9 protein-coding genes are annotated in these 13,045 nt (G+C 32.5%); 3 read left to right on the forward strand and 6 right to left on the reverse strand.

What is annotated here, in order from left to right; all coding sequences use genetic code 11:
- The first annotated feature begins 31 nt into the window (after nt 1-31).
- Nucleotides 32-3,775, forward strand: coding sequence for a sensor histidine kinase (locus tag C8N37_RS11935; RefSeq protein ID WP_244914407.1), 3,744 nt, complete (start codon nt 32-34; stop codon nt 3,773-3,775).
- Between the two features lie 147 nt (nt 3,776-3,922).
- Here the strand turns inward: C8N37_RS11935 and C8N37_RS11940 are convergent, their stop codons facing one another.
- The 3 genes from C8N37_RS11940 to C8N37_RS11950 form a co-directional block, all read right to left on the reverse strand.
- Entirely contained in the window at nt 3,923-4,849 is a 927-nt protein-coding gene (locus C8N37_RS11940; RefSeq protein WP_108159130.1) for a hypothetical protein, read from the reverse strand.
- Nucleotides 4,850-5,021: 172 nt separating this feature from the next.
- Nucleotides 5,022-5,543 carry a GDP-mannose 4,6-dehydratase gene (locus C8N37_RS11945; protein ID WP_108159131.1) on the reverse strand — a complete coding sequence of 174 codons (522 nt, stop codon included), beginning with the start codon at nt 5,541-5,543 and terminating at the stop codon, nt 5,022-5,024.
- A 72-nt stretch (nt 5,544-5,615) separates the two neighbouring features.
- Nucleotides 5,616-6,167: a lipocalin family protein gene (locus C8N37_RS11950; RefSeq protein WP_108159470.1), complete on the reverse strand. Its 552-nt coding sequence runs from the start codon at nt 6,165-6,167 to the stop codon at nt 5,616-5,618.
- A gap of 469 nt (nt 6,168-6,636) precedes the next feature.
- Here C8N37_RS11950 and C8N37_RS11960 point away from each other — a divergent pair, with 469 nt between their 5' ends.
- Together C8N37_RS11960 and C8N37_RS11965 are read left to right on the forward strand one after the other, a co-directional pair.
- Complete coding sequence (locus tag C8N37_RS11960) at nt 6,637-7,548, forward strand: lysylphosphatidylglycerol synthase transmembrane domain-containing protein (protein ID WP_108159133.1); 912 nt, start codon at nt 6,637-6,639, stop codon at nt 7,546-7,548.
- A gap of 12 nt (nt 7,549-7,560) precedes the next feature.
- Entirely contained in the window at nt 7,561-8,268 is a 708-nt protein-coding gene (locus C8N37_RS11965) for an SDR family NAD(P)-dependent oxidoreductase (protein ID WP_108159134.1), read from the forward strand.
- Nucleotides 8,269-8,298: 30 nt separating this feature from the next.
- On the opposite strand, the gene C8N37_RS11970 is transcribed toward C8N37_RS11965, so the two are convergent.
- The 3 genes from C8N37_RS11970 to C8N37_RS11980 all read right to left on the reverse strand — a co-directional run bounded on the left by C8N37_RS11970 (nt 8,299) and on the right by C8N37_RS11980 (nt 12,893).
- A complete protein-coding gene (locus C8N37_RS11970) occupies nt 8,299-10,506 on the reverse strand; it encodes a glycoside hydrolase family 2 protein (RefSeq protein WP_108159135.1) in 2,208 nt (735 codons plus the stop codon).
- A gap of 236 nt (nt 10,507-10,742) precedes the next feature.
- On the reverse strand, nt 10,743-12,113 hold the full coding sequence (locus tag C8N37_RS11975; RefSeq protein ID WP_108159136.1) for an alpha/beta hydrolase family protein: 1,371 nt from the start codon (nt 12,111-12,113) through the stop codon (nt 10,743-10,745).
- A 285-nt stretch (nt 12,114-12,398) separates the two neighbouring features.
- The gene (locus C8N37_RS11980) at nt 12,399-12,893 is read right to left on the reverse strand and encodes a hypothetical protein (protein ID WP_146171063.1); all 495 of its coding nucleotides are present in this window, start codon (nt 12,891-12,893) and stop codon (nt 12,399-12,401) included.
- Nucleotides 12,894-13,045: the final 152 nt, after the last annotated feature.

Here is a 13,045-nt window from a genome sequence, read left to right on the forward strand (position 1 = left end):
ATTCATTCATCCTCAATAGACAGATTATATAGTGCCGATATCCTCAAAAATAAGACTTTTACTTATACTGCTGACGTTAAGCTTTATCGTTACTGCTATTACTTTACAACAATCGATCTCGAGTAAAGATATTTTAAACTTTGAAACCGCAAATCTTGAATCAAAAATTCATGAAAAGGAAGACATAATTGAACATTTATTTGCTGATCCAATTGTTTTAAAAACGTTTAAAAATGCGGAAAAATATCCAGAGCAATCTTATGATATCCTTCAGAAATATGATACAGAGGAAGGGATAGCACTTTTTATATTTAAAAACCATGAATTATTATTGTGGAGTTCCAACCTATTCGTGCCACTAACAGATGGTGGATTGAAGAATACCATAAATTATATTACAACTAACGATCGTACATTTATTGTTAAAAAAAAGGAAATTGGTAATACAACGATTTTAGCATATGTGACTATCAAGAAGTATTTTAATATCAATAATGAATATTTCACAAAAGCATTTTCATCATTTATTTCTAAAAGTAATAATATTGAAATTGCAGATTACAACGATAGTGGAAATATTAAAAATATCTATAGTAAGGACAAAACTTATCTATTTTCGATCAAATTAAAATCTGGACAGCTTCAGAATACATTTAGTGTATTAAAAACATTATCATGGATTCTCGCAGCTATCTGCTTTATAACCCTCATCCATAATATCGCCAATCTCTTGGTTAATAGTGGTCGAGTCATACTTGGAGTACTTTTATACTTTACAGCGCTTGTCACATTGCGCTATATTGATCTTAACTCTGATTGGCTCAGTATTCACGCTAATTTGGGTATTTTTAATCCCAAAAACTATGCTTATAACTATTTGTTTCCCAATATCTGGAGTTTACTGGTTACCGCATTTTTCATTTTTCTATTCACATTATTTTTATACAATATAAAAAGCAAATTTTTATTTGCTGAACATATCAAAACTAAATTTTCAAAGATAGGCTTTACAGTATTGTCCATACTGAGTATATATTTCTTTTTTACCCTGCTCTATAAGACTTTAGGCACCCTAATTACACATTCTACAACGACAGCTGTTGATTTTACTAAACTGGTTGAATTGAATACATTCACTTGGATTGATCTTTTTATCATGTGCCTCAGTTTAATGACGCTAACGCTGTATATAGACATTGTTATTGCTACGATCAGAAAGCTAAAAATATCAGATACCGTACTCATTAATATCCACCTGATTTGCCTTATCATATTTATCTTAGTGGGGACTGTCTCAAAAGAAAATAATGGCTTGGTCAATATTTTACTTGCTGTTATTATACTGATAAGATCTTTCAATTCCTTACTAAAATCAAAATTTAGATTAGCAACTCATATCATCGTTATCATTCTTTTATCTATCATTTGCTCCGTTTATCATGGTCATTTTTTCAAAATGAAAAAAGTGGAGAATATGAAGCTTTTTATTAGTAATCTAGAATCGGAAGATGATATTAACGCAATTTCACTGTATACTGAGATTGAAAAAGATATCTTGAATGATGAACAATTAAAACATTTATTTAAAATCAGTTTACCCAATACCAATACACAAACCATAAATGAATATATCGAACAAAAATACCTTGGGGGATACCTTTCAAGATATGAATTTATGGGATTCTACTATAACAATAATAAAGAGCTTGCGCGTTATAAAAACAATAAAATAGATGAGTACAGGGAAAAGGTGATTAAAAATTCATTAAAAATAAGTAATAACTTCTATCGATTGAACAGCGAGTTGGGAACACATGAGTATTTTTCCATTATTAATCTGCCTATTGATGCTCAAAATACAGTCTCTCTTTATCTCAATCTAAAAAATAGATCGTTCAACTATGCTTTGCCGTATCCAGAGATACTCGTTGATTCTAGATTAAATAATATCGAAGTCGAATCATTTAGTAATAGCTCTATAGCTCTCTATAAAGATGGAAATCTAGTCACGCAATACGGGAAATTCAATTATCCAAGCCATGATAATATTTATCCTAAAAAAGTTGGTGAATATATTAACTTAGATAGTAAGGATAACTATTTTCATGTGATGTATAGACCTAATAGTCATACCACATTTTTAGTTAGTAATCCAAAAGAAACGACTTGGGAATATTTGGCGACAGCTTCATTTTTATTTTTAGTCATATTCATCTTCTTTTCATTCTACAGCGCCATCACTTATGGCTCAAATATTTTGAAAAACAAATCTTTTAAAATCCGAAGTATTAAATACCATTATTTATTTTTAGTAAATAGTATACAGTATAGTTCTAGAATTCAAACCCTATTTATCTCTTCCATTATATTGGCGATCCTGATATCTGGTATTATATCCTTTGTCAGCATCAATATGCAGTTGTCATATAACAATACTTTGGAAAGAGAAAAGACTGTAGCGGATATTAGTAAAAGACTAGAGAGTATCATTAGCACCACTAATTCTGCTGAAGAAAGAGAGAATCGATTAATTTATTATTTGAAGTTATTATCGGAATCGCTATCAAAAGACTTTTCGCTTTACTCTAAATCGGGTCGTTTACTGTACAGTTCGCAACCTAAGATTTATGATTTAAATATCTTATCAACATTTATGAATCCAAGTGCGTTTCGAAAGCTATCGCTTTTAAAAAAATCGGAGACGATAGAAAAGGAAGGTGTGGGTGACTTTAGATATGAATCAAGCTATGCAACGATTAGAGATGAGAATTATGCTACTATTGCTTACCTCGCTATTCCAAATTTTAATGCTCAAAAGGATGATAATTTAAATAAAAATCTTCTTTTAAATACGCTGATCAATATCTATTCATTGATTATTATTGGTTTTGGTTTTTATGCCGCATTTGTTGCTAATAAAATTACTGAACCATTGAGCTTAATTAGTAAAAAATTGGCGCAAACAAACTTAGGACAACAGAATGAACCCTTATTTTGGCAACGAAATGATGAGATTGGTGGTCTTATAAAAGAGTATAATCTCATGATATTAAAACTGGAGGATTATGCTAATAAAATCAAAGATAATGAAAGGGAATCTACTTGGAGAGAAATGGCACAGCAGGTGGCTCATGAAATCAAAAATCCGCTAACTCCAATGAAACTCGGTATTCAACAACTGACCAAATCATACTATGACAATGATCCAAAGTTTGAAGAACGGTTTAAACGGATTTCAGCTTCATTTATTGAGCAAATCAATAGTTTGACACATATAGCTAAAGAATTTTCTGCTTTTGCGAAACTGCCAGATACTAAATATGAGAAGATCAATTTATTGGAAAAAATAAATAAATCAATCGGTGTTTATATACAGAATCCACAAGCTCAAATTAGATTAATGAACCAAACAAATGATGCCTATCTCTTTGTAGAAGGAGATCGAGATCAAATGATGAGAACTTTTAATAATCTTCTAAAAAATGCTATTGAAGCAGGTTTTGGCAAGAGGAAAATAAAAATTGATATTAGTATTACTGATGGGGATCGGGATGATTATATCATTAAAATAAAAGATAATGGATCAGGAATTCCTCAAGAGATGCGTTCTAAAATATTTGAGATTAATTTCACGACTAAGAGTTCTGGTACTGGGTTAGGATTGGTATTTGTTAAAAAAACAATTGAGGCAATGGGTGGAACAGTTCAATTTGAATCTATAGAGGATCATGGAACAACATTTCAAATTGCAATACCTAAATATAAGCATACCTAAGAAAAGAATTAAATGGATGAAGTAGCTATTGTCATTCACATAAGCCCATTCTTAAGAAACAAAAGAGGAGCTCAAATACATGAGCTCCTCTTTTGTTTCTTAAGATACCATCAAGGTAAATACTTGGATGGTATCTTTATTTTTGACCTATTTTAAGACCACTGTAGACCTTCCCATGATAGCATTGTCTGAATATAATAGAACCGTATAAGCTCCCTTTACAAACTTCTTATCATCGTTCCAATACAAAGAATATTCCTCTCCGTGATTAGTAAATTCTAGATTATGCTTAAAGGTATATTGAAGTTTCTCACCATGTGCATAAAAGGTGTTATCCTCATGATTAACAATTAAATTTCCTTGTGGATCTATAACACGGATAAAAACATCTTTATTTCCAACTTTTGCAAGCGTATTATCTGCAATTGTAAAATTGATGCTTAACTTATCTACTCTTTTCGCCCGTTCTTCTACTTCTACTTTATTATTTCGCTTTTCTTGAAGTCCGGATACTGCTATATTAGATACCTTTAAAGCCGCAGCTAAATTAACTTTTGAGGCCAAATTGTTATTTGAACTTTCTAGATTTGTAATTTTAGTTGAAGAGGCAGATACTTCTTTTTGTAATAAACTGTTCTTTTCGGCTAAAATCTTATTTTCTTGGATCAAGCGATTAACATCTAAAGTGAAATAGGCAACATCGCTTTTGAGTGATGTAATTGTTGACTGTGCATAATCAATATCAGATTGAGACAATTCTTTTCTAGATAATTTGGCCCTTAAATCAACAATTTTATTTCTTGCATCTTGTTCTTTTGCAATTAAAGGTGGAGATAATTGAACATTTTCAATTTTCATCTTATCTAACTCTGCTTCGATACGATCAATTTCAACCTCAAGATTTTCCTTTTCAACGGTTAGTGCGTACACCTTTTCTCCTGAAGATTTAAACTTAACATAGAAATAGACGTTGGTAACAATAAGCGCAGCTATTGCTATTATAAAAAAATAAACTTTTGAGGTATTTTTCTTTATTTCTTCCTGCTTATTTCCCTTTACTAATTCAGTTTCCATTACACTTGAATTCCATTTTTTAATAGACTTATTGTATCGTCTTGTAGATACAAGTTGTACCACAAAAATTATTCCAATTTCAAATTATAAACATATTAAAAAATAATATACACTTGAACCATAATTATTGAACCCGATCATAAACATGACAGATTAAATTAGGAAATTATCTTTACTTCCTCATTATATTTAAATCTGTGATAACCAAATCTTTGATAAATGATTGCAAATCATGTATTGGCTGATCTTGAGTTGTGCGATCTTCTATTCCAAATTCCATTGTAATTAGGCTTTCAACTGTCTCAGCATTTCTGTCATTAACTTTGACAACAGTGTGTCCAAATTTAATGTTTTCTTTATTCAGGTGTAGCAGACTTAGTTGCTCTTCATCAATATCAATTATAACTCCCTTTTCTAACTGTCCCTTACCACAAAATTCGATTTCTATTCCCACTTCAGCAAAAGTAAGTCTGACAAATTCACGGATTGTCATATGAGGCTCGGTCGCAATGACATCATGTATATCACTATCCTGCTGAGAAATTGGTTTAAAATCCTCCAAACGCAGATGAAATTCTAAATCGTCTACATAAAGTCGATTTTCTAAACCTAGAGCAATTAGAATAACATCTCTTACTATGTTGTGAATAATACATATTTCAGCTGAAGGACTATTGTTATTATTAAAAAACATATTCAAATATAATATTTCAAAAAAATAAAGCTATAGTTTCCTATAGCTTTAACCGTTTATAAAGTATATATTTTAATTCACTCTAGAAAAAGTAAATACTAAGTAAGCTTCACCACTAGAAATAGTTACCGGCATACGCATCACCAATTTATTCGCATCGGAATAAGATAAATCCAAACGGTAACCTGTGATCACATTTTTAGCTTTATCTCCCGCATATATTTTTTTGAATTGGAATTGTGGTTCTCCATTATTTTTACCAGGATTGTAGATTGACCAAACAATATCTCTGGAAGCTCCTGGAGCACATAATTTACCATCTGCAGAGAAAGAAATATTTCCTTTACCATTACTTGGTAAAACCCAAGTACTACCTATAAAACACTCCGGTGGAGCCTCTTCAAACACACTTTTGATGGTATAAGAAGCAGGTAAATTTTCACGGTCAATAGTGTTTAATATCCAAGTTCCTTTGACAGCACCTTTCCAGTCTGAAGCACTAGGACCTGAAGACATTGCAGTAGATGAAGAACTAGATGTTGCTCCTTTTGGCTGCATACTACAAGCCGAAAAAACAAACAAACTCAGCATAAGAGTTGTGATAGATAAAAGAACTCGATTCATATTCATTAATTTTATAGTTACTTATTGTATTTTTGCTGTAAATATAACAACAAATCATGATGGAGACATCCAAAAATCATACCATTAGTAAGATTGTAGCAAAATCACTATTACGTATCTTCGTTTTGCTTTTAGCTCTTGCGTCTGTTCCTATCTTGTCAAATAAGGGAGCTCAATCTAGTTTAGATGCTAAACATGTTGCTTTTCCTAATGAAATGGCCATAGTCGCGCCAGCGTTACTTTTTATAATTTTTGTAGTATTACTAGTCGTGATGCTAAAAAATAAATATTTAAGAGTAGATATTAATTGGCAATTTTCTTTATGTACGATATTTCTACTTATCTACTTAATTCTTTTATACTCGCGTATATACCCATTAATAGCTTAATACAAATAAGAAGATAAGTTTAATCAAATTAATATCTTTGAAAACTAATTTAGAAAGTCATTACGTAGACTTCATATCTAATGAATAAAAAATTACTCTGGAAAATAATTAAGAATGTCCTTAAAGTCGTGGTTACTATTGCTGCACTTTATTGGGTATTTAGTAAGGTTTCTATCGATGACTTAAAAGATGCTGTAGTCAATTCTAATCCATTTTTTCTGCTCCTCGCATTCTTAGCTTACGGAACCTCAATTTTGATATCTTCTTCTCGTTTACTTAGTTTTCTTAAAGCAATCGGGCTGAATGTATCAGAAAGATATAACTTCAAACTCTATCAACTAGGATTGTTTTATAACCTGTTTTTACCTGGCGGTGTCGGAGGTGACGGATATAAAATATATTTCCTTCGCAAAAAATATAATATTAAAGGTCGAAAATTGTTAGGAGCATTATTCTTTGATCGTTTAAGCGGTCTTTGGGCTTTATGTCTTATTATTGCGGCATTGGTTATTTTTATGCCACAGTTAAAAATCCCTAACTATTTAACTATTTTAGGGTTCTGCGCAGGCACCATACTCTATTATTTTATTGTTGGCAAATTTTTTCCTGACTTTAAATCAAATTTTATTAAAACGCATTTTAAAGCTATAGGTGTCCAGTCCATGCAAGTACTTTCTGCCATCATGATTTTATATGCATTGGGATTTGAAGGTAAATTTTCACCCTATTTGTTCCTTTTTCTTGCTTCTTCTTTAGTCGCTATCATCCCATTCTCTGTTGGAGGATTAGGCATGAGGGAGTTGGTCTATATGTGGGGAGCGAATTTCTTTCATCTTGATTCACATTTAGCCGTTTTGATTAGTCTATTATTTTATATTATATCAGCAATTATGGCCTTCACAGGTTCATATTATATTTTTCATCCCTCAGCTTTAGGAACTGATAAACTACCATCTGTCAAAGAGATAGAAGAATCTCAAACTGAAGATTAAATAAAAAAATTTATGGCAAATATTGTAATAACAGGAGTAAGCAGTGGTATTGGATTTGAAGCAGTATTGGATCTTACAGCTAAAAAAGAAAACAATGTCATCGCCCTAGCTCGATCGGCAGATAAATTAAAACGGTTGCACGAGATTGCATCAGATTTAAATTTTGATGGTGGCAATTTATACCCTGCGCAATTCGATATCGTATTTGATGATTACCAAACTTTAGTACCATTTATCAAATCAAAATTTGAACATGTAGACATTCTGATAAATAACGCAGGTATATTAATCAATAAACCTTTTATGGATAGTTCATTGGAAGATATTGCATCTATGTTTCAAACAAATGTTTTAGCTCATGCTCAAATGATTCAAAACATCGTTCCTTTGATGCCTGAAGGTTCTCACATCCTTAATATTGGGAGTATGGGAGGATTTCAAGGCTCATCCAAATTCAAAGGTTTGGCAGCCTACTCTTCCAGCAAGGCTGCGTTGGCTGTATTAACAGAGTGTCTAGCTGAAGAATTTAAAACGAAGGGTATTCGAGTCAATTGTCTTGCACTGGGCTCTGCACAAACAGAGATGTTTGAAGCTGCTTTTCCTGGTGTGGAAGCTGGAAAATTGGCTTTTGAAATGGGTAGATATATTGCAGAATTTGCCCAAAATGGACACCAATACTATAATGGTAAAATTTTACCGGTGTCGTTGATGACTCCATAACGTAATAAAAGGGCTCTTGAAGCCCTTTTATTATAAACCTATATGTTCATTTTTATTATCTTTTGGACCATCTTTACTGATTGCCTTTGGATTATTCTTCAAATAATGCCAGGTAATTTTATCTTCCAATCGCGCCTCCCCTTTTGATGCCTTCACTTGAACGATATTGTCTCCCTCCCTTAATTTAATATTTTGAAAGATATAATGCACATCTGTTTCTCCCATAACATAGTTTTTGATCTCTACACCATTTACCCATAGCGTTGGTGTTCCGATATTGGAATAAACAGTTATGGGTGTAACCTCATTGGCTCTTTCCACAACACGACGTTGTGTCAGGTAAAGTACAGGTTCTTTACTCCAGTTAGCTTTATACCAATAAAACGGATCCTTCTTTAACTTTCTATCGAAAGTAACCAATCCTTTATAGTTTCTAGGTTCAACATTTAAGGCGGTTATTGGGGTCGCAAAATCAAATGTATTCCATAGATAAGATGCTAAAAATATAGGATGTCTTTTTATCGTTCCCCAATGTATTTCATGAAACTTCGTTGAAAATTCTTCTGGAAAAAATGCAGGGTTTGCCCATTGGTTACCAACATCTCCAACAACCTCTTGCTGGTGGTTGGGATTTGCTTCGGCTCCATATTCTGAAAAAATTATTTTATAATCTTTAAAATCTTTTGAAATTTGATCCGCCCAGTGATCCACATCACGAATGACACCATTGTACCATCCAAAATAATGGTTGATACCCTGTACATCTGCGTTATTGTTTACAGCATGATTAATGACATTATAACCACTCACTTGAACCGTATAGCGATATGGATCTTCTGTTTTAGCCAAGTCATTCAATTTTGTTGTTAATTCTATGGTATAAGCATTGGGTGTATAAACTTCGTTGTGTAATCCCCAGATATAAATAGAGGGATGATTATAATTTTGCCTAATAAGTTCTGTCAACTGCTGCTTAGCATTTGCTTCTTCTAATGTTGTTACACGATTGACAAATGGAATTTCTGCCCAAACAATAAAACCTATACTATCGCATTTTGCATAAAAATAATCCGATTGTTGGTAATGAGCTAATCGAATAGTGGTTGCTCCCATTTCTTTTATAATAGCCAAATCTTCATCATGATCTGCATTTGATAGAGCAGAGCCCTTTCCCCATCGATCTTGATGACGTGTCACACCATACATCGGATATTTAACACCGTTTAAAAAGAAGCCTTCTCCTGTACGCAGTTCAAATTTGCGAATTCCCAATGGCTGAACCACTTCATCAAGAATAATATTTCCATCCATAATCTGTGTGACTACCTTATACAAATAGGGATCTTCTAAGCCTTGCCATACGTGTGGATTTGTTATTCTAATATCTTGAACGACCTCTTGTCTTCCCTGCGGAAGTAAGCGATATTTTTTTACATCTTTTAATTTTACAGCTCCACTTTGCTCAAAAATCGTTGATACGATTTGCACATCTCGCATTTCTGGAGTTTTATTTTCTAATTTCGCTTTTAAGCTGATGTCAGCTTTTTTCTTATCTACTTCCTTTTGACTGATATATATTCCTGAAGAAGCATAATCAGAAACTGCAATATTAATTTTGTCCGTTACAATCAATTCAACGGGGCGATAAATTCCACCATACATAGGAAATAAAGTATGATTAACAGGAATTACTTGCGGAGTGGCTTCATTATTTACTTTAACCAATATCTCATTTTCCACTCCTAATTTCAACATATTGGTAAGTTCTAATACAAAAGCAGAATAACCACCTTGATGCCGACCAACAATTTGGTAGTTACCATTCATCGTTGATCCATCATATACCAAATTGCCTTTTTGCAACTTTACAGACGTAGGTGAATTATTGATATAAACTTCAGTGTTGGTATTGACTCCTTCAAATTTTATAAAAACACGTTTTCCATTCCATGAAGATTCGGGAATAAAAGTTTTCCGATAATAAGCATCTCCTACATAAAATTTTTCATTAGATGTAAATCGATCGTTGCGGACCTGCATATCTGTTGCATTCCATGTATGCGGCACAGTAACAGACTGCCAAGTACCCGAGAAAATATTTCCATATTGCAATCCATCAGTAGTAAATGGTCCTTTTTTAAAAGCCCATTCTTGATTAAAGGGTATAACTTCTCTAGCAGAAACAATAGAAGCTAAAATGGTTAAGAAAGTTAAAGTAATAACTGCCTTGAAATTCATAATATATTATTAAAGGTTTTTATTAAATAGTTCCCACCTTATCCAGGTGTAGCGTATGGACAAAGATATAAACCTAATTGAATTGCAAAGAAAAGTTAAAAGGTAAGAAATAGCCTAAAATCAATTGTAGAGACCTCATAAAGGGGTCTCTATCTTCGAAAAAAGCAATTTACAACGTTATCGTATTTTTAATAAAATAGACAAGATGTCACTCAAATAATACATATGACAGACCATTAGTTTAAAGCATGAATCCACTTTACAAGATCTAATAAAACTTCATTGTTCATCGTTTCACTAATATGTTCGTATTCGGAAACAGCTCCTGTACTTGCTTTTTGAAATAAGTGATTTAAACCCTCGTACTCTTTTAATACAGTTTTCGGATTAGTGGGTAAATTAGATTTTAAACTATTTAAATTTTGCTCTGCTGGAACTTGAACATCAAGGCTTCCAAATGCAGCATAAACCGGTATGGTAATCTTCTTAATAAAAGGGATGGGATCTATTCGCATGAAATAGCGATAAGATGGCAATAAAAGAGTCTCCAGTTCTAACTTACTAGCAGAGTTTAATTGTGCTGGATCAATTTTCATATTATCAAGAATCATAGCCATGGCTTCTTTGTGGGGTTTATTACTCTTAACAATTTCGAAATTCTTTCTATTGATTTCCTGCGCGTGAGCTAAAGCGAGATCACTCATACCTGCTACCTTACCTATGCGATATAATTGGGAGACCATCAATGAATCTATAGGTATCGCGGGTCCGGCTAAAGAAACGATAAATGAAAGAGATGGGAGTTTTTGCCCTGCTAATAATTCCGCAATCAACCCTCCTTCGCTATGTCCTATAATACCAATTTTGTTGGGGTCGACGTTAGGTCTCTTCTTTAGAAACTCTATCGCAGCCATGGCATCTTTACTGAAATTCTCAATGGTTCCATTTATAAAGCTTCCTTGCGAAAGTCCAACGCCCCGATCATCGTATCGAAGTACAACAATATTATTTTTTGTTAAAAAATCAGATAATATACGAAATGGTTCATGTCCCATTAATGTTTCATTCCGATCCTGAGGACCACTTCCTGTTACCAAAACAACTGCGGCAAACTTTCCCTTTTGCTTAGGGGATGTCAATGTGCCACTAAGAAGAACGTCATCATACTTATTTCTAAAGTTTACATCCACGGTATCGTAATTGTAAGGGGGTACTATGCGTTGTGATCTAGATATCTTTATCTTACTGGCTGTAGAAATATCTTCTGTTTTAGTAAGATCTAATCTTGATCGAAATGCTCCCTGCTGAAACTCTCCACCTATTATATTTTCTTTTTCTATTTTACCGATATACGTAATACCTCCATGAATAACCACTTCGATTCCGTTACCGTTTATATGAGCTTGTGCAGGAATTCCAAAAGCTCCCTGATCAGGACTATCTGCTGTAGCTTTCCATAAACCTGCTTCTTCAGACAAATGAATAACAAAAGTCAAATTTGAATTTCCAACTTTTAGCATTCCCTTCCAACTTCCAGCAAAATTTTGAGGAAAAACAGTTATTGTACTCAACAATAAAATAAATAAACTAATTATATTTTTAACCATTCTATCTAATAAAATATGAACAAAGCAGATGAAACTACTTTTAATATCAGAACTAATACCAAAATCAAGCCATGATAATGCTTTTTAAAAAATTCGGTAATGGGAAATTCTTAAATAAACAAACGCATGACACAACTTTAAATATAAATCCAAGAATAAGGGTGATTTGAATTGAAATAAATAGCTAAATAAAGTGCTACCTAAAAAGTAGACCAAATAATTATTGAACGAAAAAGTAAAAAAACAATTCACTTTTTTAAGAAAGATTATCTAAAGGATTCGCTATTATTTATTGTTCTCCATTTTAAGAATTTCTTGATTTACTTGGATCGCAATACGACTTAATTCATCCTTTTTTTGAGTACCAATTAAAAGCTTAGATCCATCATTAAATATGACTTGCAAACCTACAGATCCTTTTGTATTATAAGCTTTGCCCTCATTCCCGTTGCGGTAACCCCACCCATCATAATCTGCTATAGGGTTATAGTCCTTGATATATAGATGTCCTATTTGCGACCAAAGAATGAATCTGGTTTTTAATAGAAATGGAAAAAACTGAACAGCTATTCCTTCTTCATTTATTGTAGTTTTTAGCCTTATAAAAGAAAATAGAATAATGATCCCTACTATGATCCAAAACCCTGGATTGAAATTAATTTCAATAAAATCACCTCTTAATAGATTGAATAGGTCAAAATTTACAGTAGATAATAGCAAAAAAATCATTAGAATAATCATCCACCAACTCCAAAATGTTTGTTTTTCTTGAAAATTCATATTATTTAATATCATTTGTCCTATACAATTATCTGATCCGATCATCTAGTTTATTGTGCCGGTTTGGATCAATTTTGCCCAGTTGATTTACGATTTACTTCAAAGAGCATGCGGTCAATAAAAATTGAAAGATAAACCTTGCTCACCTAAAC

The sequence above is a fragment of the Sphingobacterium faecium genome (assembly GCF_003054045.1).
GTDB classification, from domain to species: Bacteria; Bacteroidota; Bacteroidia; order Sphingobacteriales; family Sphingobacteriaceae; genus Sphingobacterium; species Sphingobacterium faecium.

What these genes read in the sequence shown, in the direction of transcription:
- C8N37_RS11940 (WP_108159130.1), bottom strand. Translation starts at nt 4,849, where the DNA reads ATGGAAACTGAATTAGTAAAGGGAAATAAGCAGGAAGAAATAAAGAAA.
- C8N37_RS11945 (WP_108159131.1), bottom strand. Translation starts at nt 5,543, where the DNA reads ATGTTTTTTAATAATAACAATAGTCCTTCAGCTGAAATATGTATTATT.
- C8N37_RS11950 (WP_108159470.1), bottom strand. Translation starts at nt 6,167, where the DNA reads ATGAATCGAGTTCTTTTATCTATCACAACTCTTATGCTGAGTTTGTTT.
- C8N37_RS11960 (WP_108159133.1), top strand. Translation starts at nt 6,637, where the DNA reads ATGAATAAAAAATTACTCTGGAAAATAATTAAGAATGTCCTTAAAGTC.
- C8N37_RS11965 (WP_108159134.1), top strand. Translation starts at nt 7,561, where the DNA reads ATGGCAAATATTGTAATAACAGGAGTAAGCAGTGGTATTGGATTTGAA.
- C8N37_RS11970 (WP_108159135.1), bottom strand. Translation starts at nt 10,506, where the DNA reads ATGAATTTCAAGGCAGTTATTACTTTAACTTTCTTAACCATTTTAGCT.
- C8N37_RS11975 (WP_108159136.1), bottom strand. Translation starts at nt 12,113, where the DNA reads ATGGTTAAAAATATAATTAGTTTATTTATTTTATTGTTGAGTACAATA.
- C8N37_RS11980 (WP_146171063.1), bottom strand. Translation starts at nt 12,893, where the DNA reads ATGAATTTTCAAGAAAAACAAACATTTTGGAGTTGGTGGATGATTATT.